We start from the raw sequence: 26,844 nt of genomic DNA, 5'->3' as shown, positions 1-26,844 counted from the left end.
ATGAATGAGCCGGTGACGGTCGTCGTCACGCGGCGGGTGAAAGCCGGCCGCCAAGCGGAATACGAAGCATGGCTGACGCAGCTCTTGAGGGATGTGACGGCGCTGCCAGGCTATCTCGGGACTACCGTGCATCGCCCACCACCCGGGGGTCCGCGCGAGTATACCAGCGTGTTCCGTTTCGACTCGATCGCGAGCCTGCGCGCCTTCGAGTCCAGCGACCTTCGACGACACGCACTGCAGGCCGTATCGTCGCTGGTCGAAGCCGATGCTGCGTGGCGCCAACTCTCGGGGTTGGAGTTCTGGTTCTCGCCGCCAGCGGGTACGGTCGTCCCTCAACCATCGCGCGCCCGGATGGCTATCGTCATGGTTGTGGTGGTCTATGCCTTGGTCCTGTCGATCGGTCAGCTGGTCGGTGTGGCCCTGGCCGGTGCACCGTCAGCCATGCGCTTGCTGGTGACCATTGTGATCGAGGTGGCATTGATGACGTGGGTGATCATGCCACGCCTCACACGAGTGCTTGCCCGCTGGATCTATCGCTGATCGCTCCGCCGTCGACTCACTTTCCCCGAACAACCTGATCATGTCCTCGCACACCATCGCCATCATTGGCGCCGGCAATGTCGGCGCGACCCTCGGCCGGCGTTTCGCCGAAGCGGGACATCGTGTCATCTTCGGGCTGCGCACGCCCGACGATGCGAAGTACGCACCGCTGGATGGCGATCGCCGTTCACGCGATACGATTGCCGGTGCGGCCGCCCGCGCGGACGTGGTGCTACTGGCCACGCCGTGGAAGGCGGCGCAGGACGCGCTGGCCGCGGCCGGCGATCTTGCCGGCAAGACGCTGATCGACGCAACCAATCCGATCGGTCCTGGCATGGTGTTGACGCACGGGACCAATGATTCCGGCGCCGAGCAGGTGAGTCGATGGTCGCCGGGCGCCCATGTGGTCAAGGCGTTCAATTCGGTCGGCGTCGAGGTCATGGCGAATGCGCGATTCGGTACCATCGATGCACCGCAGCATGCGTTGCTGTTCCTCTGCGGAGATGATATCGCATCGTGCGACGTCGTCGCACAGCTGGCGGCCGACCTGGATTTTGCACCGGTGCGACTTGGTCCACTGGTGCGGGCTCGCGTCATCGAACCGGCCGCACTGCTGTGGATTACCGCGACCTCGGTGCTGGGCACGCGGGAGTTCGCGTTCGGACTACTGCATCGCGCGTCGTAGCGGCGAATATCACGAAAGCCGACGCTAGCGCGGACGGAAAATGCAAGGCGTGGAATTCGGCTCCTCGGACGCGTAGAATCCGCGCACATGACCGACACGATTGCTCCCGCCATCGTCGCGCGCGTCGCGACGGAACTCTCGCTGAATCCGCAACAGGTTCAGCGCACACTCGCCCTCTTCGCTGAGGGTGCCACCCTGCCGTTCGTCGCTCGCTATCGCAAGGAGATGACGGGCGGCCTCGACGAGGTGCAGCTGCGCGATGTGCGCGAGCGCGCCGAATATCTGAACGAACTCGAGGATCGCCGCACCGCGGTGCTGAAGAGCATCGACGAGCAGGGCAAACTCGACGACACGCTCAAGGCGTCGATCCTCTCTGCGGATACCAAGCAGGCACTCGAAGATCTCTATCTGCCCTTCAAGCCCAAGCGTCGCACGCGCGCCATGATTGCGCGTGAACGCGGACTTGGACCGTTGGCGGAAGGATTGTGGAACGGCTCGCTCGATGATGGCGGCGCACTGGCCGCTGCAGTGGGACATCTCCTGCCTGAGGTCGATGGGAAGCCGTCGGAAGTGCCGACCGTGGATGCCGCCCTGCAGGGCGCGCGCGACATCCTATCCGAACAGGTGGCTGAAGACGCGCTCATTCGCGGATGGGTGCGCGAGATCACACGCGCCAAGGGTGTCGTGAAGAGCAGCGTGATGACCGGCAAGGCGAGTGACGAATCGAAGTTCAAGGATTACTTCGACTACGCCGAGTCGCTGGGCACCATTCCCAGCCATCGTATGCTGGCCATTCGTCGCGGCGAGACCGAAGGCGATTTGATGTGGCGCGTGGAAGCGCCGCTCGAAGAGATCAACGCCCGCATGGCACGCGAGGTGATCGGTGATCGCAAGGCGTCGCAGCAGCTCACGTTGGTGGCTGCCGATGCGTACAAGCGTTTGCTGTCGCCGGCCATCGAAGTGGAATTGCGCGTGGAGCTCAAGACGCGCGCCGACGATGAAGCCATCACGATCTTCGGTCGCAACCTCGAGCAGTTGCTGCTGTCGTCACCGGCGGGTGAGAAGCGGGTGATCGGCCTCGACCCCGGCTTCCGTACCGGTGTGAAGGTGGCCGTGGTCAGTGCCACCGGTGCGCTGGTGCACACCGACACGCTGTACTTGCATCAGGAAGACCGCTTCGCCGGGGCGATTCGGATGCTCCTGCAGCGCTTCACGCCCGAGCTGATCGCGATCGGCAACGGCACAGCCAGCCGTGAAACGGAGAATCTCACCAAGGCCGCGATGCGCGAGCTCGATCCGCCGGTCGGCGGCGAGCGTCCGCAGGTGGTGGTGGTGAATGAGGCCGGTGCCTCCGTGTACTCGGCCTCCGATCTCGCCCGCGCCGAGTTCCCGGAACTCGACGTGTCGCTGCGCGGCGCGGTGTCGATTGCCCGTCGCTTGCAGGATCCACTGGCGGAGCTGGTGAAGATCGACCCCAAGAGCATCGGCGTGGGCCAGTACCAGCACGACGTGAATCAGTCGCGGCTCAAGCAGCGCCTGGACGACATCGTGGAAAGCTGCGTGAACCGGGTGGGTGTCGAGGTCAACACCGCCTCGGCGGCGCTGCTGGGCTACGTGGCCGGCATCGGCCCGGGACTCGCCCAAGCCATCGTGTCGCTCCGCGATCAGCGCGGTCGCCTCACCTCGCGGGCCGATCTCAAGGACGTGCCGCGCCTCGGCGCCAAGGCATTCGAACAGGCAGCTGGTTTCCTTCGGGTGCGTGGCGGTGTGCATCCGCTCGATTCGAGCGCGGTGCACCCCGAGCGGTACGCGTTGGTCGAGCGGATGGCCAAGGACCTCAAGGCCGATGTGAGCTCGCTGGTGGGCAACGAGTCGCTCGTGGACTCGATCGAGCTCACCAAGTACGTAAGTGACGACGTCGGTATGCCGACGCTGCGCGACATCGTGGCGGAGCTCAAGAAGCCGGGCCGCGATCCACGTGCGGCCTTCGAGCCGCCTGCCTTTCGGGACGACATTCAGAAGCCGTCGGATCTGCTGCCGGGCATGGTGCTCGAGGGTGTGGTCACCAACATCGTGGCCTTCGGCGCCTTCGTGGACATCGGCGTGCACCAGGATGGGCTCGTACACGTGAGCCAACTGGCCGATCGCTACATCAAGGATCCCAACGATGCCGTGAAGGTTGGACAGAAGGTGAAGGTGACGGTGCAAGCGATCGATCTGGCTCGTGGCCGGATCGCCCTCAGCATGCGCAGCGATGGCGGCAGCGGGACCGGCAAGCCCCAGGGCGGCGGCGAGCGGGGCGAGGGGGGGACCCGGCGTGATGTCACGTCCAACACTCGCGGTCCGGCACGACCGGCGCCCAGCAACAAGCCGACGCCCAAGCCCTTTGTACCCACCAAGGGTGCCGTTGCCCCCAACGGGATTCGCTTCAAGTAGCAGCCGTTGGAGGGGTCATGGTTAGACTTCGCTGGTCATGATTCCCGTCTTGCTTGAGCAGTGCTTTCCGCCGGATGTACGCGAACGCGGGGAAGCGTACATCGATCCCTTCGTGCTCACCCTCGAGCACGTCGATGCCGTTGCGGCCACCGCCGCGGTGCAGGGCACTCGCACGTATGGAGTGTTCCTGCGCCCGCGCCCGGGGCGTCTGCACCTCGGCTGTACCTGCCCGCACGGGCAGGAGCATGGTGCCTGCAAGCATCTGTGGGCGCTGCTGCGTGTGCTGGACACACAGGGCACACTGGCGCCGCTGCTCGAGACGGCGGCCTCGTCGAATGCGGAACCGCAGGTCACGTTCGAGCGTGCTGCGCTGGCGGTGATGAAGCCCCAGCCGCGCGCGGTCGAGGCCAAGGGTGCCCCCGCGCCCGAGTGGCAAACCGCGTTGCGCGACACCAGCGGTCGCCAGCGGTCGGTGTTTACCGAAACGCGCGTCACCAACCGCGCCACGTCGCTGCCGGCCGATCGGCGCATCGTGTATCTCGTGCATCTCACCGAGAGCGCGCAGCACCGTGGGGTGCGCGTGGAAATCACGACGCAGCGCCGCGATCGCGACAGTGTGTGGGAGGAGCCGAAGCACTTTCAGTACTCCATCGACGCCTGGTGCAACGCGCCTGATCCGGTCGATCGGCAGATTGCCGAAATGCTGCTGGGCAGCTCGGACGCACAGGGCATTGCCACGATGCCGACAGGTGGATTCATCGTGCGTCCGCGGGCGTATCACACCACGTTGCGCATGATCTGTGACACGGGTCGTGCGCGGCTACGGAGCAATCGCCCGTCGCTCGACACGCGCATGATTTCGTGGGATGATGATGCGCCGTGGCAGGTCGCGATGCGTCTCGATCGGCCGACCCCGGAGCAGTACCAGTTGGTGGGCGAACTCCTGCGCGGGGAGGCCGTCCGTCCGCTCAGCGACGCGAACTGGATACACGAGTCGGGACTGGTGCTGTTCGGCAAGACGCTCTCGCGTCTCGATAGCGATCAGGTCTGGCCGTTGGTGCAGAAGCTGTGGACCGCCGGCGAGTTCGAACTCGGCGACGATCCGTCGGCGTTTCTGGCGGAGTACCACGCGCTGCCGAACATGCCGCGACTGTCGTTGCCGGCCGGTGAGATGCACGTCGAGAGCGACGCCGCACCGCTTCCGGTGGCGCGCATTACCAGTGGCGCCGGTTCGTGGCGCACGTCGCCGTCGTGGCTCACGTTGCGATTCCGTTACGGCTCGGAGTTCGTGGACGCCGCGTCGACCGCGTCGACCTGCTTCGACAAGAAAACGCGCACGTTGTATCGTCGCCGCGCGGCCGCCGAACGCAATGCGATGACGCGGCTGCGGGCGCTGGGCGCACAGGAGATGTACTCGTACGCCGAGAGCCGCATGTCGCTGGTCGTGCAGCCCCACACGCTGCCACGACTGATCTCGGCCCTCGTGCGCGACGGCTGGCTGATCGAAAGCGACGGGGCCACGTTCGTGGCGCCGAGTCCGTTGCAGGTGCGCGTGAGCTCGGGGATCGACTGGTTCGATCTCACCGGCACGCTGCGCTACGGCGACCATGAGCTCACGCTGTCGCAGTTGCTCACGGCCATGGACGAAGGGTCGGAGCTGATCGAGTTCGGCAACGGCGTCATCGGCTTCCTGCCGGAGGAATCGCTCGACGAACTGCGCGCCTTGCTGGCGATCGGTGTGCGTCGTGGTGACGGCATCCGGTTCCGGTCATCGCAGCTGGCGTTGCTCGATGTGCTGCTGGCGGCGTTGCCCGATGTGGATGTCGACGAAACGCTGGCGTCGGGTCGTGCCGAGCTGAAGAAATTCCAGGGCATCAACGCGATCCCCGTGCCGCGCGGCTTCGTGGGCACGCTGCGCGGTTATCAGGAAGAAGGGCTGTCCTGGTTCGGCTTCCTGCGTCGCTTCGCGCTCGGCGGATGTCTGGCCGACGACATGGGGCTGGGCAAGACGATTCAAGTGCTCGCCATGCTCGAAGCGCGACGCGAAGAAGGCGCCGGTATGTCGTTGCTAGTCGTGCCGCGCTCGCTCGTGTTCAACTGGGTACGTGAGGCGGCGCGCTTCACGCCGGCGCTCAAGGTGCACGATCTCAGTCACGCGGAACGGTCGGTCGAGGATCTCGACACGGTCGACGCGCATCTGGCGATCACGACCTACGGCACGTTGCGTCGGGATATCGCGCGTCTTGGTTCGCGTCGATTCGACTACGTGATTCTCGACGAAGCGCAGGCGATCAAGAACGCCGGCACCGCAACGGCGAAGGCGTGCCGCTTGCTACAGGCCGACCATCGTCTCGCGTTGAGCGGTACGCCGATCGAGAATCGCATCGAGGAACTCTGGAGTCTGTTCGAGTTCCTCAATCCCGGCATGCTGGGAGCGGCGACGACGTTCAGTTCGGCCACGCGCACACTGGCGGCACTCCGACCGGGCATGCCGGCCGGCACTGGGGTATCGGCGCAGGAGCTGCTCTCTCGCGCGCTGCGTCCCGTGGTGTTGCGGCGTACGAAGGCGATGGTGGCGAAGGAATTGCCGGCCCGTATCGAGCAGACGATCGAGGTCGAGCTCGAACCCAAGCAGCGCGCGTTTTACGAGCAGCTGCGCAGTCAGTACGCCACGAGCCTGCTCGATCGCGTGGAGCGCGATGGTATCGGCAAGTCGCGCATGCACATCCTCGAGGCGCTGCTGCGGCTGCGTCAGGCAGCCTGTCATCCGGCGTTGGTTGATCCCACGAAGGCGTCGTTGCCGTCAGCCAAGCTCGACGCGGTGGTGCCGGCGTTACAGGAGATCGCGGCCGAGGGCAACAAGGTGCTGGTGTTCTCGCAGTTCACGAGCTTCCTGTCGTTGCTGCGGGCGCGTCTCGATGCGCTGGAAGTCCCGTACGAGTATCTGGACGGACGCACGCGCGATCGACAGGCGCGCGTGGACCGGTTCCAGTCGGCCGATGGTCCGCCGCTGTTTCTCATCAGCCTCAAGGCTGGTGGACACGGGCTCAACCTCACGGCGGCCGAATACGTGTACCTGCTCGATCCGTGGTGGAATCCGGCGGTGGAGGCGCAGGCGATCGACCGGGCGCACCGTATTGGGCAGACCAATCAGGTCATCGCGACGCGGGTGGTGGCGCGTGATACGATCGAGTCCAAGATCCTCGAGCTGCAGGCCAGTAAGCGGGCCCTGGCGGACGCCATTCTCAGCGAAGACAAGGGCGGACTGGCGGGGGTTGGGCGGGAAGAGCTGCAACTTCTGCTGGGGTAACTGCGAAGTATGGAGTAGGGGGTACGGGGTACGGAGAGCGCTCTCACCCTACCCCCCTCCCCGTACTCCAGACTCCCTACCCCTTACTCTGTCCTCATGACTTCCCGCCGTGACTTCATGAAGCAGGGTGGCGCCGCGTTTGGCGCTTCACTGCTGGCCGGCAGCTCGCTGGCTGCCATCCCCCGACTGCTCGGTGCCTCCTCGGCACCTGATTCGCGCGCGCTCGAAACGTTCGCGGACATTCCGGGGGTCAAGGAATTGATGAACGCCGCGCTGAATGCGGCGAAGATGGCCGGCGCCAGCTATGCCGACGTGCGCTGCAGCCGTCAGCGCCAGAACTTCGTGTTCACGCGCGAGCAGCAGATTCAACAGGTGGTCGACACCGACACCGTGGGCATCGGTGTGCGCGCGCTGGTCGATGGCACGTGGGGCTTCGCCGCGACGCGCGTGCTCACCAACGACGGCGCGGCCGCCGCGGCACGAGAGGCCGTGGCGATCGCCAAGGCCTCGCGCATCGCGCGGGCGCGTCCCATCGAGTGGCTGCCGTCGCCCGTGGTCGCCGATGGCAAGTGGAAGGGCGCCTACGTGCAGGACCCGTTCGACATCCCGGTGGAGCAGAAGGCGGACTTGCTGCTCAAGGCCAACGCCGCGGCGATGAAGACCAAGAACGTGAAGTACGTGTTCAGCGGCTTCTTCTTCGTGAAGGACGAGCGCAACTACGCCAACACCGATGGGTCGGTGATTCAGCAGGACACGGTACGGTCGTGGCCCACGATGCAGATCACGGCGGTGTCGGCCGACTTCTCCGACTTCCAGAATCGCGCGAACATGATTCAGCCGATGGCCCGCGGCTGGGAGTACGTGCTGGCCTCCGATCTGGTCGGCAATGCACCGAAGTGGGGCGAAGAAGCCGCCGCCAAGCTCACCGCCAAGCCGGTGGATGTGGGGCGCTATGACCTCGTGCTCGACCCGGCCAATCTGTGGCTCACGATTCACGAGAGCATCGGACATCCCACCGAGCTCGATCGCGCGATGGGCTACGAAGCGAACTACGCCGGCACCAGTTTCGTGGCGCCTCCCGAGAAGATGCTGGGCACGCTCAAGTACGGCCCGAGCATCATGAACATCCAGGGCGACCGCACGCAGGAAGGCGGACTGTCCACGATCGGGTGGGACGATGACGGCGTGAAGCCCGACGAATTCCTGATCGTGAAGAACGGCATGTTCAACGATTACCAGACCACGCGCGAACAGGCCCCGTGGCTGCGCTGGTGGTACGACAAGAACGGCCGACCGGTGCGATCACACGGCTGCTCGTACGCCCAAGGTTGGGACAACGTGCAGTTCCAGCGCATGCCCAACGTATCGTTGCTGCCTGGCGATAAGGACCAGTCACTGAACGACCTCGTGTCGGCCACCGATCGCGGCATTCTCATTCAGGGCGACGGCAGCTTCTCGATCGATCAGCAGCGCTACAACGCGCAGTTCGGCGGGCAGACGTTCCACGAGATCAAGGGTGGCAAGATCGTCGGCGTCCTGAAAGACGTCGCGTATCAGATCCGTACACCGGACTTCTGGAACTCGATGGACATGATCGGTGGCAAGTCGAGCTACGTGCTCGGTGGCAGCTTCTTCGACGGCAAGGGTCAGCCACCGCAGGTGAATGCGGTGAGCCATGGCTCACCGCCGGCGCGCTTCAAGAACGTCAATGTGATCAACACCGGGAGGAAGGCCTGATGCGTGAACGCGCTAGTGCAAACGATGCGATGCTCACGCGTGAGCAGGCCATGGCGATCGTCGAGAAAGCGGTGAAGATGTCGAAGGCCGATGCCGTTGACGTGCAGGTCAACACCTACACGCAGGGCAACATCCGCTTCGCCGACAATCAGGTCTCCACCGCCGGTGCGACCACCGACGCGCAGCTGGGCATCCAGAGCGCGTTCGGCCCCAAGCATGCGGTGGTCACCACGAATGATCTCTCCGACGAAGCGATCAAGCGCGCCGTCGAGCAGAGCGAACGGTTGGCACGTCTCGCGCCCGACGATCCAGAGTCGATGCCACAGCTCGGGTCGCAGCAGTACACGCCGGTGAACTCGTACTTCGAATCATCGGCATCGCTCACGGCCGATGACCGGGCGAAGGCGGCCCTCATCGCGCTCGAGATGGCGCGCAAGGCGGGCGATGTGAAGGCCGCCGGCTATCTCGTGAACACGGCCGGTGCGCTGGCGATCGGCAACAGCACCGGCATGTTCGCGTATCATCGCAGCACGAATGTGAACTACACGCTCACCGCGCGGACCAGCGACGGCACCGGATCCGGTTGGGCCGCTGCCGATCATGCCGACTGGGCACAGATCGATGCGCGCCGGGTGGCCGAAACCGCCGTGCAGAAGGCGCGCCTGTCACAGAAGCCGGTGGCGCTCGAGCCGGGACGCTACACCGTGATCCTCGAGCCACAGGCGGTCGGTGATCTCGTGCAGCTGATTGCGAACTACGCCGACGCGCGCAGCGCCGATGAAGGACGCAGTCCCTTCGTGAAGCAGGGCGGCGGAAACAAAGTGGGCGAGAAGATCGTCGACGAACGCGTCACGATCTTTTCCGATCCCTCCGACCCGCAGCTGCTCGGTCGTCCGTGGGACTTCGAAGGCATGCCACTGGGTCGGCAGGTGTGGATCGAAAACGGCGTGCTCAAGCAGCTCATCTACTCACGCTTCTGGGCAAAGAAGCAGAGCAAGACACCGACCGGTGGCCCGAGCACGTTCAAGATGGCCGGCGGAACACAGTCGGTGGAGGATCTGATCAAGGGCACCACGCGCGGCATTCTGGTCACGCGCCTGTGGTATCTGCGCGAAGTCGATCCGCGCACGGTGCTCTACACCGGACTCACGCGCGATGGCACGTTCCTCGTGGAAAACGGCAAGATCACCAAGTCGCTGCGCAACTTCCGCTTCAATGAGTCGCCGCTGTTCCTCTTGAACAACATCGAGGCACTCGGCCGTCCCGAGCGTCTGGCAGGAACAGAGCAGGGCGGTGATGTGGTGATGCCGTCGATCAAGGCGCGGGATTTCAATTTTACGAGTCTGTCTGAAGCAGTCTGACGGATTGCTGTGAGTTTCGAGTGGTGAGTTGAAGTTTCGAGTCGGAAGTGTTCCAACCCAGAACTCCAGACTTCAACTCACCACTCAGAACCCACGTGACGGCCAGTTCAGCGCTTCGACGCTGCAGCCGCCTGCTCCATGACCCTGAGCAAATTCCCGCCCCAGATCTTCTCGATCTCGCTCTTCGAGTACCCGCGGCGCACCAGTTCCGCCGTGACGTTCAGCGATTCCGACGCGTTGCGCCAGCCGTCCACGCCGCCACCGCCGTCGAAGTCCGAGCTGATGCCCACGTGGTCAATGCCGATCAGCTTTACCACGTAGTCAATGTGGTTCACGAAGTCCTTCACGTTCGCCGGCGGATCCGACGGATAGCGTCGCGCGGTGATGTCCTCCTGCTTCGCCAGATACGCGTTGCGCTTCTCGTCGGCGAGCGCTTGGATCTGCGCCTGCTGTTCACGACGATCGGTGGCGGTGATGCCGAACTCCGCGCGCAGATCGGTCATCGCGGCGGCACGGGCCTGCTCACGCGGCAGGTCGCGCGCGGGATCGCACTTCACGTAGCTGTTGAACGCGACGAGCTGGATCACGCCGCCGTTCTTCTTGAGCGCGGTCAGCTGTTCATCGTCCATGTTACGGCTGTGATTGCAGATCGCGCGCACACCCGAGTGCGACGCAATGATCGGCGCCTTTGAGAGTGCGATCGTCTGCAGCATCGACTGCTTCGACGGATGCGACACGTCGATCATCATGCCGAGCCGATTCATTTCGGCGATCACTTGCCGGCCGAGTGGGCTGAGGCCGTTGTGGAGCCACACGCCGTCGCGTTCACCGGTGTTCGAATCGGAGAGCTGGCTGTGACCGTTGTGCGCGAGCGACATGTAGCGGCCGCCGCGTTCGAAGAACTTCTGCACGTTCGTGATGTCGGCGCCGATGGGGAAGCCGTTCTCGACGCCGATGAAGATCACGCGTTTGCCGGCGGCGTGGATGCGTCGGGCATCGGCCGCGGTGTACGCGATTTCGGATCGCGACGGCGCCAGCTGTTCGGTGAGGCGGTGAATCGCGTCGAACTTCTCGAGCGCTTGCGCATTGGCGCTGGCGAACGCGGCATCGTCGAGCTTGGGTGACTGTCCGACGTACACGACCAGAAATGCCCCTCCGAGTCCGCCTTCTTCCATCTTGGCGAGATCGACCTGCGTGCGCGGCAATTTCTGTGTGTAGTTCGGGCCGGTCGCCGAGAAGTTGCTGGGCGCGATATCGACGTGCGTGTCGATCGACAGCACGGACGCGTGGACGGTCTTCGCACTGGCCATCACGGCGGCTTCATCGGTAACCGGCTTGCGGTTCTGCGCGCTGAGCAGGGACGGTGCGGCGACCAATCCAAGTGCAGCGCAACGCAGCGTATTCGAAATCGGCATAAAGGGGAGTATCTGAGGAGACAGGGGGTATAACGCGGACCGTAGCTACAAGAGTGTACGCCGGGCCCGGCCGACCCGCTGGTGCGGCACACGGTGTGCACTCTTTCCGGGTTTCCCCCTGACAGCGAGAGGACATGCTCATTCAGCTGAATACGGACAACCACGTCGACGGACGGGACGAGGCGATGCGTGAAGTCGAGACCGATCTCAATCGCACGCTCGCCCGCTTTTCGAGCCAGATCACCAGGATCGGCGTGCACTTCCGGGACACGAACGCCGAGAAGTCCGGCGCGTCCGACAAGGAGTGCACGCTCGAAGCACGCGTGGCTGGGCAGGACCCGACGGCGGTGACGCACTCAGCCGCGACGCTGACGGCCGCGTTTCACGGCGCGCGCGAGAAGCTCGTTCGCGTGCTGGACAAGCGTCTGGCCAAGCTTCGCCCGCCGAAGGGGGTCGATCCGTTCGACCGTCCTGCGGTCGACCAAGGGATGTCGCTATGACGCTCACCACGCCAACGGTCGAGCACTTCCCCGAGCTGTTGCTCGATCGCACCGGTCCGTGTGTATCGATCTACCTTCCCACAGGTCGGCGTTTTCCCGAGTCGCAACAGGATGTGGTGCGCTTTCGCAATCTGCTGCGACAGGCGGAATCGTCGCTGAGCGATGTGTTGGGCGCCGCCGAGTTGGAGGCCTTCACCGCGCCGCTGCATGATCTGGCCGACAGCGAGCGATTCTGGTCGCATTCGCTCGACGGGCTGGCGGTGTTTCTGCACGCCGACTTCTACAAGGTGTACAAGCTTCAACGCGCGGTCCCCGAGCGCGCCATCGTGGCCGACTCGTTCCACATCAAGCCGCTGTTGCGCGTGTTACAGTCGGCGGATCGATTCCAGCTGCTCGCGATCACGCGTGATCATGTGCGGCTCTTTCACGGCAATCGTGATTCGGTCGACGAAATCGTGTTGCACCCGGCCGTGCCGCGCACGCTCATCGAGGCGCTCGGCGAGGAGGTCACGGACGCGCACACCGCGTTCAACTCTGTCGGTCAACTTGGACACGGTGGCGCGCAGATCGCGATGCATGCCGGATCGGGTTCACGCAAGGACGAGATCGACAAGGACACGGAGCGGTTCTTCCGCGTGGTCGATCGGGCGATTCTCGAGCACCATGCGAAGCATTCGGGACTGCCGATGGTGCTCGCTGCGCTGCCCGAGCATCACGCGCTGTACCGCGAGGTGAGCCACAACACGCACCTGCTGCCTGATGCGATTGCCGGCAATCCCGACGCGTTCTCGCCTGATGAGCTCCGGCAGAAGGCATGGGAGATCGTCGAGCCGCGATACACGGCACGTCTGCAGGGTTACATGGATGAATACGGGGCCGGCCTTCCGCGCGGTCTCGCCTCTGACGCGCTCTCAGATGTCGCCATGGCGGCACTCGGCGGACGCGTGCGCACGTTACTGGTCGACGATGATCGTGTCGTGCCAGGCCGCGTCGATCGCGCGACCGCGCATGTCTCGCACGGGCAGCTCGACGATCCGCATGTCGATGACATTCTCGACGATCTCGCCGAGATCGTGTTGCGTATGGGCGGCGATGTGGTGATGGTGCCGCGTGACCGCATGCCGTCGATCACGGGCATTGCGGCGATCTATCGGTTCTAGGGCCGGGATAGAAACAGCAACAGCAACGGCAACAGCCAGAACACGGAGATCACTGAATTCACAGAATACGCACAGATAAGCTAGAAGCGCTATTTGCTTATCGGTGTCGGTTTCGGTGTGATCTGTCGTCTCCGTGTTCTGGCTGTTCCTGTTGCTGTTCGCAATGGTTGTTAGTTGTTGCCCTTCTTCAGCTCGGTCTTGTACGCGTCGCTCGCATAGATCGCGACTTCCACGCGACGGTTCTTCTGGTCGTCGGCGTTGGCGATCGGCTCCAACTCGCCGCGGCCTGATGTGCGGAGGCGGTCACGCGAGATGCCCTGCGACACGAGGTAGTCGGCGGTGGCGCGGGCGCGACGTTCGGAGAGCGACTGATTGTAGTTGTCGTCGCCCACTGAATCGGTGTGCCCGACGATCAGCAGATCGGACTTCGGATATTCAGTCAGGCTCTGCGCGAGGCTGCGCAGGTTGGTGGCCGCTTCACCGCGGATCTTGTCGCTGTCGAAGTCGAAGAGCAGACCGCTCGCGAAGGTGACCTGAATGCCTTCGCCAACGCGCTCCACGGTGGCGCCGGCGACCTGCTGCTCGATCTTCTTGGCCTGTTGATCCATCTGGTGGCCGATCACGGCGCCGATCGCGCCACCCACCGCGGCGCCCAGAATCGCGCCCTTGGCGGTCGAGCCATTGTTGCGGCCGATCACGCCGCCGGCCACACCACCAGCCGTGGCGCCGATCACAGCGCCCTTTTCCTTCTGGCTCAGGCTGGCACATCCAGTCACCGTCGAGCTCGCCATCACTGCAAGCAACAGTAGGCGCGTGTTCACGCGGCCGGTCCGATTGGTCATCATGTCGATCCTCTCTTCAAGTGTGTACCGATGGTGAATGGCACACTTCATACCACGTTGCGCTGCCCCCGTTTTGCCGTGACGGCCAACACCACCAGGGTGAGCAGATACGGGACCGCCAGAAACAGCTGATACGGCACGCCGGTCCATCCCATAGACTGGAACAGCGTCTGGAGCGACGTCGCGGCGCCGAACAACAAGGCCGCTGCCGCCACGCCAAGCGGGCGCCACCGTCCCAGAACCACGATGGCAATAGCGATAAAGCCGCGCCCGGCTGACATCCCTTCCACGAACGTTCCCGCCTGGGCGAGTACCAGCGTGGCCCCGGCCAAGCCCGCCATCGCGCCGGCAAAGAGCACTGCAACCAGTTGAGTCCGCCTCGGCGAGATCCCGGCCGATACGGCGGCCTCGGGATATTCGCCCACGGCCCGCAGCGCCAGCCCTGCATGGGTTCGCTGCATCCACCACGCCAGAAGCGGCGTGATCACGTACAGGGCGTAGGTCACCAGCGGCTGCGCGAAGAAGGCGCGCCCGATCAGCGGGAGCGCCGACAGCACCGGCAGCGCATGCGTCGCGGCTGTCGGTGTGGTGAGCGCGACGCCGCCTGAGCCGTACACCGATCGGTACACGGTGCCGGTGAGCCCCAGCGCAAAGAGCGTGATCGCCGTCCCGGTAATGATCTGGTCGGCGCGCAGCCCCACGGCGAAGAGCGCAAACAGCGCCGCGACCAGCAAAACCCGCCCCCGCCCCCGCCGCGAATCCGACCCACACCGATCGCCCCCGCCACGATGGTCGCGCTGAGCGCCCCCGCGATGATCGACCCTTCGAGTCCGATGTTGATCACGCCGGCCCGCTCGCTCACACTCTCACCCAACGCTGCGTAGGCCAGCGGTGTGGCGGTGCGCACCGTCGCTTCCAGCAGGCCCGCACCAACGGCCAGGGCGCTCACGCCAACGGTCACGTCTTGCATCATGTGCCTGTCTCGTCGATGCCCGTCCTATCGGCGCGCGATGGCCGCCAGCGATCGGCCGCCAGCACCAGCAGAATCAGCAGCGCTTCCACCACCGATACCACGACACTCGGCACGCCGGCATCGCGCTGCATCGCATTCGCGCCCGCTTCGAGCGCACCGAACAACAGGGCGGTCGCCAGCACGCCCAACGGATGCAGTCGCGCGAGCAGCGCTACCGCGATGGCCGTGTAGCCGTAGCCCGGTGAGAAGTTTTCGTACAGCGCGTACGTGATGCCGGTGTACTCCACCGAGCCCGCCAACCCCGCGAGCACACCACTCAGCAGAAACGCCCCGAACATCGTGCGCGGAACATCGATGCCACCCGCGCTCGCCGCGGCCGTTGGGGTGGCACCCACCGCCCGCAACCGGAATCCGCTGGACGTGCTACGTAGCCACCACCACGTCATGACTGCGACCAACACGACGAGCAGGACACCGGCGTGCAGACGCGTGCCCTCGAGCAGCACCGGCATCTGGAGTTCGGGAGCAAGTGTCACCGACTGCGGATTCACCCGCATCGGTTCCTGCAACGGACCACGCACCAGCCATCCGGTGAGATACTGCGCGATGAAATTCAGCATGATCGTGCTGATCACTTCCAGCACGCCGAATCGTAGACGCAAGGCACCCGCGATGCCGGCCCACGCACCACCCGCGATCGAACCCGCCACCAACATCACGGGAATGCCGACAAACCACGACACGCCACCGAGAGAGCCGCTGATCGCCGTGGCCGCTGCTGCACCGACCAGCAGCTGGCCTTCCGCGCCGATGTTCAGAATGCCCGCGCGAAAGGCGACGGAGACAGCGAGGCCGGCCAACGCCAACGGCACCATGCGCACGATCGTGGCTGACGTGATCGCATAGTACGATCCAACCGCGCCGCGCACCATCGCCGACAATGCCGGCACCACGTCATGTCCGGTGATGATCAACAGCACCGCGAGCATCGCGATGGCGAGACCCAGCAGCACTCCGACGCGCGCCGTCGTAGCCGCGAGCGCACGCACCGCCGTCATGCGTTCGATCCTGCGTGAGTTCCCGCGTTCGCGTCCGTGCCCGCTCCCACCGTGATACCGTCCGCACCACTTAGCATGGTGCGGCCCAGCGCGTCCCGATTCCGCGCGCTCTCGATCAACGTGCCGTTGTGCATCGCGAAGACGCGGTCGGCCAACTGCACGACTTCATCGAGATCGCTGCTGTACACCACCACCGCCATCCCCGCGTCGCGCGCCGCCCGCAGGGCCTGATGCACCGCGTCGGTTGCCACGAAGTCGAGCCCGCGCGAGGGATTCTCGACCACGAGCGCTTCGCGTGCGGCCTCGAGTTCGCGCCCCAGTACCAGCTTTTGCTGGTTGCCTCCAGAGAGTGTGCGGGTCACGGCATCGGCACCCGATGCCCGCACGTCGAATCGCTGCAGGAGGGCAGTCGTGCGGGTACGGAAACCGTTCCAGTCGATCACACCGCGCCGTGCGCCCGCACCCTGCAGCGCCGTGTTCTCGAACAGTGGCGCATCGAGCAACAGGGCGTCGCGGTGACGATCCTCCGGTACGAACCCCACGCTCTTGGGAATGACACGGGTACCGGACGTTGGTGAAAGGCGTCCGGCCAGCACGCGCAACAGCTCATGCTGCCCGGCGCCTTCCACAGCGCCGATGCCGACGATCTCACCGGCGCGCACCTGCAGTGTGGCCGATCGCACGCGATCCACGCCGTTCGCATCGCGCACCGCCACGGCGTTGAGTGCGAGTACCGGCGGCATCGCGTCGGCGTTCTCCGTCGCAGCACCAGTATCCGCACGGTTGGACATCGCGTCAGGCGCCTCACTGCCGGTGAGAACACTCGCCGTGCGCACCGTGGCACCGCCCAGCATCGCATTGGCTACACGGGCCTGATCGGTATCGCGCGCGGGCGTACTCAGTACCGTGCGTCCGCGATGCAACACGGTGATGTCATCCGCCACCGCGAGCGCGTCGCGCAACTTGTGCGTGATCAACACGACCGCATTGCCGGCATCCGCATAGGCGCGCATCCAGCGCAGCAACTCCGCCGCTTCGGCCGGCGCCAGCACCGCGGTAGGCTCGTCGAGGATGAGGAGCGTCACGTCGCGCGCGAGCGCCTTGACGATCTCGCAGCGCTGTTGCGCACCGACGGGCAGGTCCTGCACGCGCGCGTCGGGATCGAGCGCCAGGCCGGCGCGTGCGGCGACCTCGCGTACGCGCGCGGCCGCGCGCTTTGGATCGAAGCCGCCATGTCCACCGAGGGCGACGTTCTCGGCCACCGTCATTGTGGGGACCAGCGTGAAATGCTGGTGCACCATCCCTATACCATGGGCCAGGGCATCCGATGGCGATCGCATCGTCATCGGTGCGCCACGCCACTGCATCACCCCCTGCTGCGCGCGCAACAGTCCGAACACCACTCGCATGAGCGTCGTCTTGCCGGCACCATTCTCGCCGAGCAACGCATGCACGCTGCCGGCTCGCACCTGAAGCGACGCGCCGTCGAGCGCGCGCACACGACCGAACGTGTGCGTGATGCCGTCGAGCGAGAGCAGCACCGCTCCCGAGGGCGGGGTCGTCATGCTCCCGCCGGGATCACGATCCCGTGGGATCACGATCCCGTGGGCAGGTGCAGGAAGGTCCAGGGAAGCCCGAAGCGCGTTTCGAGAAACGCACCGAGCGACTGCACGCCAAGTGTCTCGGTGGCGTAGTGCCCGGCGTACACCACGCACAGGTCGTGCTCGATCGCATCGACGGTAGTGTGGTGCGGCCCCTCGCCCACGATCAGCGTATCGACGCCACGATCGCGTGCCTCGCGCAGCGACTCCGACGACGCGCCCCCACCGGTGCAGATTGCCCACCGATGCGTGCGACGACCCGGGGCCGGAATCGACGTGCGCACACTGCCGCCGTAGCGGGCCGAAAAGGCCTGCACGCGATGCACCAGTTCGTCGGTGGGCTCGTCGGCGGTTCCGGTCACGCCGATGTCCACGGTCTTGAATCGCGCAAAGCCGCCATCGGGGTTAAGCCCCAGCGCCTGCGCCAATCGCACGTTGTTGCCATGCTCGGCGTGCAAGTCCAGCGGTAGGTGTGACGAGTACACCGCCAGACCGTTGGACAGCATCGCGCGATACTTATCGTACTGCATCCCGACCAACGGCTGCACACCACTCCAGAACAAACCGTGGTGCACGATCAGGAGATCGGCGCCGGAGACGACGGCTTCGGTGATGGCGGCGCGGGATGCATCGACGGCGACGGCGACGCGATGTACGGTACCGGGGTTCGCCACCTGCAGTCCGTTCACCGCGCCCGGATAGTCGGGGATCTCACTCGTGCGCAGTTCGGCGTCGAGTGCGGACACGACGTCGCGGAGTGAGACCGACGGCATCGACACGAGTTACTTCGCCGGCGGAAGTGGCTTCGCGCTGTCGGTGCCTTGGAGCACGTCGGCGAGTCCGGTGAACGTACCCGCCTTGAGCATCAGACCCACGGAATCACTCGCGGCGATCGCGGCCGCCGGCACGCGCTCGCGCAGCGCCGGGTTCATGACGAGACGCACGACGTCGTCCTTCACACCGAGGTTGATGACGCGTCCCTTGAAGGTGCCGGCTTGCACTTCGCGCGCAACCATCAGAAACGCCTTCGGCAAATCGATCACGACGCTGGCAATGATGACGTCGGGTGCGACGCTGTTCTGATCAGCGTTGGTACCGAAGGCGAGGATCTTCTTTTCACGCGCGGCCTGAAACACGCCGAGTCCGGCAGCGTCGGCGTTCTGCAGAATGATGTCGACGCCCTGCGCGATCTGGGCGAGCGCCTGTTCCTTGCCAGCGCTCACGTCCTCCCAGTTGCCGATGTACGACGTGATGATGCTGACCTTCGGGTTGACCGACTTGGCGCCGCGCTCGAAGGCGAGGAAGCTGGTCTTCACCGGCGGCAACTCGGTGCCGGCAATCAGACCGATCTTGTTGGTCTTGGTCATGGCACCGGCGATCATGCCCGCCTGATACGACGCTTCTTCGAACGCGAAGGCGAGGCCGGCCACGTTGGGTGCGGTCACGCGCCCCGAGGTGATGACGTAGTTCGTCTTGGGGTAGCTGGGGGCGACGCGGGTGGCAGCTTCCTGGTACTCGAAGCCGTTGCCGATCACGAGGTCGTATCCCTGCGCCCCATACTGCCGGAAGTTCTCGTCGAACTCGGCCGGTGTCTTGGTCTGGATGTGCGACGTTTCGGCGCCCAGCGAATCGCGGATCGCGAGCAGCCCTTCGTGGGCGATGCCGTTCCAGGACTTATCCGAAATCGGTCCCGGCGTGAGCAGGGCCACCCGCATTTTCTTGGCGCCGGTGGAATCGGCGGTCGTGCCGGCCTTCTCTCCGCCGCAGGCGACGAGGAGACTGAGCAGGGCGCCAGCGGTAACGCGGGAAAAACGATTCGTGAGCATAAAGGTATCCTTGCGGATGTTTAGGCGCGTTGATGCATCAATGGTGGCGCTTTCGTGTTGCATAAACGCCCGAACTTGAACTATTCGAGCGAGACGCCGAGGAGGTCGAGCAGGCGCTCGAGGTCATCGTTGGAGAAGAACGCGATGCGGACTTCGCCTTTGTCCTTGGCTGATAGCTGAATGGACACGCCTGTCTGGAGTTTCCGACGAAGACGCTCCTCGATCTGCCGAACGGTGGCGGCAGAGGCGCCGGCGGGAACGGTGCCTTCGGCGTCCGACTGTTTCTTGCCGGCGGCGGGAGGCTTGGGGCGACCGGCCTGCACGCGCCGCTCGACTTCGCGCACCGAGAGCCCACCGTCGATGATGTCGCGCGCCATGTCCACGATCGCACGTTCGGTGGCGAGCGGCAGGAGGGCGCGGGCGTGTCCGGCCGTCAGCTGCTTTTCCTGCAACATCCGGCGCACCGAGGCGGGAAGCTGCCGGAGGCGGAGCGCATTGGCGACGGTCGAGCGATCCTTTCCTACGACGTCGGCGACTTCCTGGTTGTTGAGTTGGAATTCGTCGGCGAGTCGCTGATAGCCGTCGGCCTCTTCGATCGGGTCGAGGTCGGCGCGCTGAAGGTTCTCGATCATCGCCAGGACGAGGAGCGTCTTGTCGTCGACCGGCTTCACGAGGGCGGGGATCTCGGTCCAGCCCAAGCGGGAGGCTGCGCGGAAGCGACGCTCGCCGGCGATCAGCTCGTAGCCCGTGCCGTTCGGGGCAGGGCGCACGGTGATTGGCTGCAGCAGTCCGTTCACCCGCAGGCTCGCTTCAAGATCGGCCAGTTCCTCGGGCCGGAACTCCTGACGCGGCTGATACGGATTCGCGCGAATCTGCGAGAGCTTGAGTGTGCGGAGCGGTGATTCTTCGCGCTCGACGTTCGGCGCCGCAGACGTATTTGCATTGGCGGCGGCGGACGTGTCGCTCCCGGTCGCAGCAGCTTTGGCGGCGTCTTTCGGCGCGTCGCGTCGCGCCAGGAGGGCGTCGAGCCCGCGTCCGAGGCGGCGAGGGGGTTCAGGCGTCATAAATGCTACGTAAGTGCTTGATGCAATGAATGTTACGCGCCTTCGACAGGCTTCGATGCGGCGGCCGTTCGATCGATTAGCTCGCGGGCCACGGCCATGTAGGCCTGCGCGCCAACGGACGACACGTCATACACCACGATCGGCTTGCCGAAGCTCGGGGCTTCGGCCAGCCGGATGTTTCTGGGCACGACGGTGCTGAACACTTTCTCGCCGAAATGGGCGCGGGCATCGGCTGCAACCTGTCTCGACAGATTCAGACGGGCGTCGTACATCGTGAGGAGGACGCTATCGACTTCGAGCTCGGGGTTGAGCGAGTCCTGCACGCGCTGCACGGTGCCGAGGAGCTGCGAGAGTCCCTCGAGAGCGTAGTACTCGCACTGGAGCGGGATGAGGATCGCGTCGGCCGCGACGAGCATGTTCAGCGTGATCAACCCCAGAGATGGGGGGCAGTCGATCAGGATGAAATCGTAACGGTCACGGATGGGTGCGAGCGCGTCGCGCATCCGCGTTCCGCGATCCTCTGCGTCCACCAGCTCGACCTCGGCTCCCGAGAGCTCGGGCGTCGTTGGAAGGACGTCGAGGTGGCGGAAGTGGACGTTGCGAATGAGGGCCTGATCGACGGAAGCGCCGCCAATAAGGACGTCATAGCAGTCCACGGTGAAGTCGTCGCGGGAGATACCGCAGCCGCTGGTGGCGTTGCCCTGGGGATCGGCATCGATGAGCAGCGTGCGCTGCTCCGCTACGGCAAGGGAGGCGGCGAGATTCACAGCGGTGGTGGTCTTACCGACTCCACCTTTCTGATTGGCGATAGCGAGGATGCGTGCCAAGATTCGTCTGCGAGGAGGGTGCGCGGGGAGCGGTAGTATAGGTCGCGCTCGAGTCCGGGACTATCGTGTGAGCAGACCAATCCGACGCTTTGGGCCACGAATTTGGCGACTTTCGGCGTCCGTAAGCCCATACTGTCCCTATCTCGGTGTTTCACGTGAAACCAGGAGCGGTACGGCGAACACAGAGGGGCGATATCACGCCGTTTCACGTGGAACAGTTACCAAGAAAAGGGGGAGGCCTGACAATCAGGCCTCCCCCTTTCTCTTCCGTACGACCGTTTCGGCTACTTCGTGAAGCGCCAGCGCGTGGACACGCTTACGGCGATGGTGGCCATGCCTTCGCTGACCGGTGTTGGGGCGGACGCGTCGGCCATCTCCATCTTCGCCATCGCCATGACTGCTCGGGGCTGCGGGCGCTCGTACTCGTTGATATTGAGCTCGAGCAGTTCGGCGATCTGCCCGCCGGCCGCCTTGGCGGCAACCTCCGCCTGACGACGGGCGCTCTCGACGGCCTTTGTGAGCGCCGTTTCCTGCGCCTTTGCCCGATCCTTCACCAGAAAGTCGAGTCCAGCCACGCGATTGCCGCCGTTGGTGAGGGCCGCGTCGATGATCGGGCCGGCCTGTTCGATCTTATCGGTCTCGACCTGCACGATGTTGCTGACCCGGTAGCCCTCGATCACGACGCGCTGGGTCTTCTCATCGTATCGCTGGATTGGCATGACGCTGTAGTTGAGCGTCTGGATCTGTGCGGCGGGAATGCCGAGTGCGCGGATGGCGGCCAGGATCGCCGTCTGCTTCTTGTTGTTTTCCTGCGACGCAATCGCGGCGGTTTTGGCCTGGGTTTCCATGCCGACCTGCACCTGCGCCCGATCTGGTGCCACCTGCACTTCACCGCGACCGGTAACGACGATCTGAGGCGGAGGCTGCGGCATGGACATCTGCGCGGCGGCGTGCGTGGCAAGTGCGGGCGCGGCGAGGGCGCCGAGCACGAAGGCGGCGGCCGTTAGCGGGCGAACGGCCCGGTTCGACGAACGAATAATCATGGTGAAACTCCTCATCTATAAAGAAGGCGAGTGCTGGTAGATCGCTTATACCCCGAAGTTGCCGATTCGGTCAAATTCGGCACAGTTTGATGGCGAACCGTACAAAATAAGTTGCAGAACGTGGTCGTTTGTCAATACAGTATCTACACACTATAACGCCATCATCAATACTAATAGTCGCATCATTCGGCATCACGTTGGCCGCGTCGAGGCTGGTCACCCGGGTACGGCGAGCCCACTCTTCGGAGACGAACAGATCCGAAAAACTTGCACACGCGCGCTGCCGTTCTTCGCGTACTTCGCGCCCTTGGCGTCAAACCGCGGTGCTTTCGGCGTGCTCGGTGCCGTCGGACAGCCAGCTGGTTCACGCGAAGTTCGCGAAGGGCCGCGAAGAGACGCGAAGAACAGCAAATACTTTGAGTGGGCCCCGTGCGATACGTCGGCACGGCACCAAAGCCTAACTTTTACAATGGCTGTTCTTCGCGAAGCTTCGCGGCTCTTCGCGCCCTTCGCGTGAACCTCCGTGCTTTCAGCCAACCCAGCGCCGTCCGCAGACGCGAACCCCGCACCACGCACCACGAACTACTCGGGCAGCGTTCGCCGCAGCTCCATCAACAAGTTCTGCAGATCGGCCGGGCTGATGCCGGGGATCTGACCCGCCTGGGCCAGTGTGGCCGGCCGGATGCGCGTCAGCTTCTGGCGCGCTTCGATCGAGATCGTGGTCATCGCCTCGTAATTCAGCGTCTCGTGCAACGACACCGACCCTTGAGCCTTGAGTCGAATCGCGCGATTGCGCTCCTTCTCGAAGTAGCGCTCGTATTTGATCTCGAGCTCCGCGCCGACCACCGCGTCCACCGGGAGCGCGTCGCCCACGCCGGCGGCGGCGAAGAGGGTTTGTAGCGACACGTCCTGGCGGCGCGTGAGTTCGATCGCGCGCACTGCGTGCTGCAGGGGCGCCGACCCCACGGCCAGCAGCAGCGGGTCGGCTACGGCAGGCGTCATGCTCGTGCGTTCCGCCAGCGCGTAGGCTTCTCGCACCGCGCCCAATCGTAAGCCCATTTGTGCCTGTTCATCCGGTGCCAGGAGCCCGAGGCCATCGGCGATCTCGCCGAGCCGCGCGAGTGCGTTGTCCTGCCGCACCGTGAGGCGAAATTCGCTGCGTGATGTGAACAGCCGATACGGTTCGTCGACACCGCGCGTGACCAAGTCGTCGATCAGCACACCGATGTAGCTCGTCTCGCGACCGAGGATCACGGGCTCGCGTTCCTGCACCCAACGGGCGGCATTCAGTCCGGCGATCACGCCCTGACCGGCTGCTTCTTCGTAACCGGTGGTGCCGTTCACCTGACCGGCGAAATACAACCCGTACACGGCGCGCGACGCGAGTGTCGACGAGAGCTGCGTGGGCGGATAGTAGTCGTACTCGATCGCGTAGCCCGCGCGCGTCATGCGCACGTCTTCGAGTCCGCGCACGCTGCGCAGGATCGTGAGTTGCACCGGTGCCGGCAGCGACGTCGACAACCCGTTCACATACAACTCGCTCGTATCGTGACCTTCCGGCTCGAGAAAGAGCTGATGCTGCGCCTTGTCGGGAAACTTCACGACCTTGTCTTCGACACTCGGGCAATAGCGCGGACCACGCGATGCGATCGCACCACCATACATCGCCGACTCGGCGAGATGCGTGGCAATGATCGACGTGCCGGCCTCGTCGAGCATCGTGAGCCAGCAGGGCATCTGCGCCGGATGCCGCGTGCGCCGTGCGCAGTCGACGACATTCGCGCGCGGCGTGCTCCAGAAATGCGACCACGAATAGTCGAACTGTTCGATCTCACTGTGCTGCAACTCGAGATCGCGGGTACGCACGCTGCGACCATCGATGCGCGGCGGCGTCCCCGTCTTGAAGCGTTCGGTGGTGAGACCGAGTGCATCCAGTTGCTCGCCGAGCAGCACCGATGACGCTTCGCCGGCGCGACCGCCGCTGATCTGCGTCCCGGTGCCGATGTGCATCTTGCCGCGACCGAACGTGCCGGTGGTGAGCACGACCGCGCGCGCGCCGAAGCGACGCCCTTCCAGCGTTTCCACGCCGGACACGCGCTCGCCGGTCCCGTCGAACAGCAGTCGTGCCACCATGCCTTGGATGGTGACGAGGTTTGGTTGCGCTTCGAGCAGCTGTCGCACCGCACGTCGATAGAGCCCGCGATCGCATTGCGCCCGCGGTGCCCACACGGCTGGTCCTTTGCCACGGTTCAGCATCCGGAACTGCACCGACGCCAGGTCGGTAGCGCGCGCCATGATGCCGCCCAGGGCGTCGACTTCACGCACCACCGTGCCTTTGGCGATGCCACCGATGGCCGGGTTGCACGAGAGCTGTCCGATCTGCTCGAGGGCGCCGGTGATCAGTGCAACCGAGGCGCCCGAACGGGCCGCCGCGACGGCCGCCTCAGTCCCGGCGTGTCCGGCGCCGATCACGACGACGTCGAACGACGCCTCGAACGACGCCTCGAACGACGCCTCGAACGCGGCGCTGGTGGCGGAGTGCAGATGGTGGGTCGGGGGCACGGTCATATCGCTTCAAGGTAGACGCGGTGGCAAGCCAGTTCCGCCGCGACCGTCTGCGCTGCTATATCCCGCCAGAAGCCGCTATATCCCGCCAGAAGCCGCTATATCCCGCTATGTCCCAGTGACATCGCCCGATCCTCACCTGCCGACCACGCCCGCTCATGCCGCTGATCCTCCCGAATACTGCGCCCACCCTGCTGATCCGGAAGTCGGCGTTCGAACGCGTAGAGATGACCCGCGCTCAGGTGGACGAAGCGCTGGGGCTCACACCCGACGAATTCCGGATCGAAGGGTCGTTGATCGCCATCGGACCCCTGGTCGGTGAGGACACGCTCGGTGAGCTGATCGAGCGCCTCGAGGGGGCCGGGCTCGTGTATTACGACGATTTCTTCGAGTTGAGCGGCAACTGGCCCGAATGGCTCCGGCTCTTCGCCATGGATGCCTCGATCTGATTTACCAGCTTGCGATGCCGTTCGGCTGACAACCACACGTCGCTCCGCCGGAGCACCCCTTCCCAGCCGCAGCCAATGCACCAGCTGCGGCGGAAGCGCTCACCAAGCACCCGCCACCCGCCCACCCGCTCGATCGCCAGCGTTTCGTCGTCGCACATCGGGCAGGCGTCGCCGTCGGGGATCATCATGACGAAGGCCTTGGTGGCGAGCCAGATAAGCACGCAGCGAATCGTCACGAAAAAGACGATGAAGATGGCTGCATCGGTCCAGCTCCAGCGTCCTGGCATCAGAAAAATCTAAGCGGGAGAGCGATGTGTATTAAAACGCTGGTTCGCGCGTTCACGTGCAGCCTCGCCCTGGTCGCCTGCGCTGGCACGGTGGCGCGGTCGCGGTCGAGTGGGAGCAGTATGCCCGTCACGTGGTACGCCGGAGGCATAACCTGTGACGCCCGCCCAACGTTCCGTATACATGAGTACCGGGAGGGCCTCTACATCTTGCGGCAGCCCGCCTGCACGAACTACGAGAAGCCGTTCCTCTATCTGCTCATCGGTAGCACGCGGGCGTTGCTGATCGACACGGGCGCCGGCGGCATCGACGTGGCGGCGCCAATCGACAGTCTGCTCACCGCATGGCGCGCGAAGCACGGCGGCGCTGTGCGTACGCTCGTGGTGGCGCACAGTCACGGTCACGGTGACCATATCGCCGGCGACGCGCAATTCCGTGACCGCGCCGGCATCATGCTCGTTCCCCGCGATAGCGCGGCGGTCTACGCCTTCTTCGGATTTCGCGCGCAGCGCTCCGACGCCGTGGCGTTCGACCTGGGCGACCGTATGCTGGACGTGCTCGCCATTCCGGGACACGAGCCCGCAAGCATCGCCGTGTACGATCGAAAGACGGCAGTGCTCCTGACGGGAGACACGTTCTACCCGGGACGGCTCTATGTGCGCGACACCGCGGCGTTCGCCGCCAGCACGGCGCGCCTAGTCGGGTTCACGCGATCACGTCAGGTGTCGGCAATCCTCGGCACCCACATTGAACAAGCGCGTACGCCGTTCACGGACTATCCGGTGGGCACGGTTGACCAGCCGGACGAGGACCGACTCGAACTCTCGCGCGCCGATCTGATCATGCTCGACTCCACCGTTCGCACCATGCGCGGCCGATTCACGCGCACGCGCTTGCCGCGCTTTACGATCTGGCCACGCTGACGACGTCGCGACTGAACCGCATCATCGGCACATCTCCGCACACGTCCCGTCAACGCCAATTCGACACCCCGACGGATACAAACAGAAACGGCGGTTCCGGCCTGACACGGATACGAACCGGTAGCAACTGATAGCAAGAGATCAAACAACAACAGGAAATAGAACTCGTCGTGCGAGCAGGGTCGCCCGATGTCTACACGGAGCAAGTCCAACGTGTCCGTTCATATCGGTTCGTATCTGTGTC

Annotated in this window: 22 protein-coding genes; 10 read left to right on the top strand and 12 right to left on the bottom strand. The window is 64.7% G+C overall.

All coding sequences use genetic code 11. The features are described from left to right. From HKW67_RS15650 to HKW67_RS15625, 6 genes are all read left to right on the top strand, one after another. Positions 1 to 540: an antibiotic biosynthesis monooxygenase gene (locus tag HKW67_RS15650; RefSeq protein ID WP_171226281.1), complete on the top strand. Its 540-nt coding sequence runs from the start codon at positions 1 to 3 to the stop codon at positions 538 to 540. Positions 541 to 580: 40 nt separating this feature from the next. After that, complete coding sequence (locus tag HKW67_RS15645; RefSeq protein WP_171226280.1) at positions 581 to 1,225, top strand: NADPH-dependent F420 reductase; 645 nt, start codon at positions 581 to 583, stop codon at positions 1,223 to 1,225. Positions 1,226 to 1,312: 87 nt separating this feature from the next. Then, positions 1,313 to 3,661, top strand: a complete 2,349-nt coding sequence (locus HKW67_RS15640) for a Tex family protein (protein ID WP_171226279.1) — start codon at positions 1,313 to 1,315, stop codon at positions 3,659 to 3,661. Positions 3,662 to 3,698: 37 nt separating this feature from the next. Further along, on the top strand, positions 3,699 to 6,971 hold the full coding sequence (locus tag HKW67_RS15635; RefSeq protein ID WP_171226278.1) for a DEAD/DEAH box helicase: 3,273 nt from the start codon (positions 3,699 to 3,701) through the stop codon (positions 6,969 to 6,971). A 96-nt stretch (positions 6,972 to 7,067) separates the two neighbouring features. Then, positions 7,068 to 8,708, top strand: coding sequence for a TldD/PmbA family protein (locus tag HKW67_RS15630; protein WP_171226277.1), 1,641 nt, complete (start codon positions 7,068 to 7,070; stop codon positions 8,706 to 8,708). Further along, positions 8,708 to 10,069: a TldD/PmbA family protein gene (locus tag HKW67_RS15625; protein WP_171226276.1), complete on the top strand. Its 1,362-nt coding sequence runs from the start codon at positions 8,708 to 8,710 to the stop codon at positions 10,067 to 10,069. Before HKW67_RS15630 ends, HKW67_RS15625 begins: the two co-directional genes overlap by 1 nt. Before the next feature lie 107 nt (positions 10,070 to 10,176). On the opposite strand, the gene HKW67_RS15620 is transcribed toward HKW67_RS15625, so the two are convergent. Beyond that, positions 10,177 to 11,484 (bottom strand): dipeptidase, encoded by a 1,308-nt coding sequence (locus HKW67_RS15620; protein ID WP_171226275.1) that lies wholly within the window; start codon positions 11,482 to 11,484, stop codon positions 10,177 to 10,179. Between the two features lie 134 nt (positions 11,485 to 11,618). On the opposite strand from HKW67_RS15620, the gene HKW67_RS15615 reads away from it, so the two are divergent. Next, positions 11,619 to 11,984 carry an HPF/RaiA family ribosome-associated protein gene (locus tag HKW67_RS15615; protein ID WP_171226274.1) on the top strand — a complete coding sequence of 122 codons (366 nt, stop codon included), beginning with the start codon at positions 11,619 to 11,621 and terminating at the stop codon, positions 11,982 to 11,984. Further along, entirely contained in the window at positions 11,981 to 13,144 is a 1,164-nt protein-coding gene (locus HKW67_RS15610) for a baeRF3 domain-containing protein (protein WP_171226273.1), read from the top strand. Before HKW67_RS15615 ends, HKW67_RS15610 begins: the two co-directional genes overlap by 4 nt. Before the next feature lie 170 nt (positions 13,145 to 13,314). On the opposite strand, the gene HKW67_RS15605 is transcribed toward HKW67_RS15610, so the two are convergent. The 10 genes from HKW67_RS15605 to mnmG form a co-directional block, all read right to left on the bottom strand. Further along, positions 13,315 to 13,989 (bottom strand): YiaD family glycine zipper/OmpA-like lipoprotein, encoded by a 675-nt coding sequence (locus tag HKW67_RS15605; protein ID WP_206044448.1) that lies wholly within the window; start codon positions 13,987 to 13,989, stop codon positions 13,315 to 13,317. A 44-nt stretch (positions 13,990 to 14,033) separates the two neighbouring features. Further along, entirely contained in the window at positions 14,034 to 14,720 is a 687-nt protein-coding gene (locus HKW67_RS15600; protein WP_171226272.1) for an ABC transporter permease, read from the bottom strand. Between the two features lie 235 nt (positions 14,721 to 14,955). Then, positions 14,956 to 16,017, bottom strand: a complete 1,062-nt coding sequence (locus HKW67_RS15595; protein WP_171226271.1) for an ABC transporter permease — start codon at positions 16,015 to 16,017, stop codon at positions 14,956 to 14,958. Further along, on the bottom strand, positions 16,014 to 17,582 hold the full coding sequence (locus HKW67_RS15590) for an ABC transporter ATP-binding protein (RefSeq protein ID WP_171226270.1): 1,569 nt from the start codon (positions 17,580 to 17,582) through the stop codon (positions 16,014 to 16,016). The genes HKW67_RS15595 and HKW67_RS15590 overlap by 4 nt, the downstream gene beginning before the upstream one ends. 29 nt (positions 17,583 to 17,611) lie before the next feature. After that, positions 17,612 to 18,391: a Nif3-like dinuclear metal center hexameric protein gene (locus tag HKW67_RS15585; protein WP_230981183.1), complete on the bottom strand. Its 780-nt coding sequence runs from the start codon at positions 18,389 to 18,391 to the stop codon at positions 17,612 to 17,614. Between the two features lie 9 nt (positions 18,392 to 18,400). After that, positions 18,401 to 19,444, bottom strand: coding sequence for a BMP family protein (locus tag HKW67_RS15580; RefSeq protein ID WP_171226268.1), 1,044 nt, complete (start codon positions 19,442 to 19,444; stop codon positions 18,401 to 18,403). An 80-nt stretch (positions 19,445 to 19,524) separates the two neighbouring features. Further along, on the bottom strand, positions 19,525 to 20,508 hold the full coding sequence (locus HKW67_RS15575) for a ParB/RepB/Spo0J family partition protein (RefSeq protein WP_171226267.1): 984 nt from the start codon (positions 20,506 to 20,508) through the stop codon (positions 19,525 to 19,527). A gap of 32 nt (positions 20,509 to 20,540) precedes the next feature. After that, a complete protein-coding gene (locus HKW67_RS15570; protein ID WP_171226266.1) occupies positions 20,541 to 21,335 on the bottom strand; it encodes a ParA family protein in 795 nt (264 codons plus the stop codon). Between the two features lie 284 nt (positions 21,336 to 21,619). After that, on the bottom strand, positions 21,620 to 22,378 hold the full coding sequence (locus tag HKW67_RS15565; RefSeq protein ID WP_171226265.1) for an SIMPL domain-containing protein: 759 nt from the start codon (positions 22,376 to 22,378) through the stop codon (positions 21,620 to 21,622). 582 nt (positions 22,379 to 22,960) lie between these two features. Next, positions 22,961 to 24,946, bottom strand: coding sequence for a tRNA uridine-5-carboxymethylaminomethyl(34) synthesis enzyme MnmG (gene mnmG, locus HKW67_RS15560; protein ID WP_171226264.1), 1,986 nt, complete (start codon positions 24,944 to 24,946; stop codon positions 22,961 to 22,963). 155 nt (positions 24,947 to 25,101) lie between these two features. Here mnmG and HKW67_RS15555 point away from each other — a divergent pair, with 155 nt between their 5' ends. Next, positions 25,102 to 25,392 (top strand): hypothetical protein, encoded by a 291-nt coding sequence (locus HKW67_RS15555; protein ID WP_171226263.1) that lies wholly within the window; start codon positions 25,102 to 25,104, stop codon positions 25,390 to 25,392. Here the strand turns inward: HKW67_RS15555 and HKW67_RS15550 are convergent. After that, positions 25,317 to 25,679, bottom strand: coding sequence for a hypothetical protein (locus HKW67_RS15550; RefSeq protein WP_171226262.1), 363 nt, complete (start codon positions 25,677 to 25,679; stop codon positions 25,317 to 25,319). The two genes, HKW67_RS15555 and HKW67_RS15550, sit on opposite strands and share 76 nt — an antisense overlap. 207 nt (positions 25,680 to 25,886) lie before the next feature. Here HKW67_RS15550 and HKW67_RS15545 point away from each other — a divergent pair, with 207 nt between their 5' ends. Next, the gene (locus tag HKW67_RS15545) at positions 25,887 to 26,600 is read left to right on the top strand and encodes an MBL fold metallo-hydrolase (protein ID WP_171226261.1); all 714 of its coding nucleotides are present in this window, start codon (positions 25,887 to 25,889) and stop codon (positions 26,598 to 26,600) included. Positions 26,601 to 26,844: the final 244 nt, after the last annotated feature.

The sequence above is a fragment of the Gemmatimonas groenlandica genome (genome assembly GCF_013004105.1).
Classification (GTDB): Bacteria; Gemmatimonadota; Gemmatimonadetes; order Gemmatimonadales; family Gemmatimonadaceae; genus Gemmatimonas; species Gemmatimonas groenlandica.
The sequence above is the reverse complement of the archived record's forward strand: the minus strand, read 5'-3'. Positions and strand labels throughout refer to the sequence as shown.